Annotated in this window: 2 protein-coding genes and 1 pseudogene; all 3 read right to left on the reverse strand. The window is 68.4% G+C overall.

The window, feature by feature from the left end; all coding sequences use genetic code 11:
- Positions 1-415, reverse strand: a pseudogene (locus FKP22_RS29035) (aspartate aminotransferase family protein); the annotation flags it as partial.
- A 79-nt stretch (positions 416-494) separates the two neighbouring features.
- Positions 495-1,532, reverse strand: a complete 1,038-nt coding sequence (fba, locus tag FKP22_RS29040; protein ID WP_141291629.1) for a class II fructose-bisphosphate aldolase — start codon at positions 1,530-1,532, stop codon at positions 495-497.
- 32 nt (positions 1,533-1,564) lie between these two features.
- On the reverse strand, positions 1,565-1,865 hold a 301-nt coding region (locus FKP22_RS29045), incomplete at its 5' end, for a transketolase-like TK C-terminal-containing protein (RefSeq protein WP_445663755.1).

Below are 1,865 nucleotides of genomic sequence, written 5' to 3' on the forward strand. Positions count from 1 at the left end.
CCGCTGCATCAGGCGGCAAGCCGAGCAGTTCGCGCAGCCAGCGCAGCGCAACAAATTCGAATGCGGCCGTCGCGGGGGCGCCGGTCGGATTGGCCGAGTTCTGATCCCAGGCGGTGGCCAGCCAGTTGGCGGCGACGGTGACCGGCAGTGCGCCGCCGACGACAAAGCCGAAGAAGCGACCGCCGGCGCTCGCCATCGTGGCCGGCGAACCGAACTCGTCCAGCCGCCGCAGCACGGCGTCGGCGGCCTGCGGGTGTTCGTTCAGGGGCTGGTCGAGCTCGGCGAGCCGCGTGACCGCGTCAGCCCCCGGGCCCACCGGGCGTTCGTCCAAGCCTGCAAGATAGTGCGAGGCGCGCAGCGCGGCGTCGTGCAACAGCGGGTTCACGGCGTCGCGCCCGTCGATCTGATCATCCATTGGCCCCAGCGGAGTCGCCGCGCATGGCGGCCTTGGGGCCCATTCTGGGGGCCGGCGCGCGCGTTCGTCCAGCAGCGAATCAGGCGTAGCGCCGCGCGCTGAGCTCCAGCCCGATGGGCTTGATCCCGGACGCCCTGCCGGCGCAGCCGAAAGCCTCGAACCGGTCAACGCAGAGCTCGCGTGCGGCGGTCATTGCGTCCTTCAGGAACTTGCGCGGGTCGAACTCGGCGGTGTCTCGGCCCATGGCCCGCCGCATCGCGCCGGTCATCGCCAGGCGGATGTCGGTGTCGATGTTGACCTTGCGCACGCCGTGGCGGATGCCCTCCTGGATTTCTTCGACCGGGACGCCGTAGGTCTCCTTGATCTGGCCACCATGCTCGCGGATGACGGCCAACCATTCCTGCGGGACCGACGAGGATCCGTGCATCACCAGATGGGTGTTCGGGATGCGCGCATGGATCTGCTTGATGCGATCAATCGCCAGGATGTCGCCGGTCGGCTTGCGGCTGAACTTGTAGGCGCCGTGCGAGGTGCCGATCGCAATCGCCAGTGCATCGACGCCGGTCTGCGCGACGAAGTCGGCCGCCTGCTCGGGGTCGGTCAGCATTTGCTCGTGGGTGAGCTGGCCTTCCGCGCCCGAGCCATCTTCTTCACCCGCCCTGCCCGACTCCAGCGAGCCGAGGCAGCCGAGCTCACCCTCGACGGAGACACCCACGGCATGCGCCATCTCGACGACGCGCCGCGTCACGCCGACGTTGTAGTCGTAGCTTGCCGGCGTCTTCGCGTCTTCCTGCAGCGAGCCGTCCATCATCACGCTGGTGAAGCCGGAGCGCATCGCCTGCATGCAGACCGCCGCGCTCGCGCCATGGTCCTGGTGCAGCACGATGGGGATGTCGGGGTACATCTCGGCTGCGGCCTCGACCATCTTGCGCAGAAAGGGCTCGCCGGCGTATTTGCGTGCGCCAGCCGAGGCCTGCAGGATGACCGGGCTGTCGGTCTTCTGGGCGGCCTGCATGATGGCCTGGATCTGCTCCAGGTTGTTGACGTTGAACGCCGGCACGCCGTACTGGTGCTCGGCGGCATGGTCGAGCAGTTGCCGCAGCGAAATCATGGCCATGTGAAGCTCCTTTGAATGGGTTGGATGCGGGTTCAGCGGTCGGCCAGCGCGGGTGCGGCGTCGGTCGTGCGGCTGGTCTCACCGGCCAGCAGGCTGCGGGCGCGCTGCGCGACCCGATCGGCGGTGATGCCGAACAACCTGAACAGCTCACTTGCCGGTGCCGACTCGCCGAAGCGGTCGATCCCGATCACGTCGCCGTCCTCGCCGACGAACTTCCACCACAGGCCGGTGCTGCCGGCTTCGATGGCGATTCGCACCAGGTGCCGCGGTACGATGTGGCGCCGGTAGGTCGCGTCCTGGCGTTCGAACACGTCCATGCAGGGCACCGACACG

The sequence above is a fragment of the Ideonella azotifigens genome (genome assembly GCF_006519715.1).
Classification (GTDB): Bacteria; Pseudomonadota; Gammaproteobacteria; order Burkholderiales; family Burkholderiaceae_C; genus Ideonella; species Ideonella azotifigens.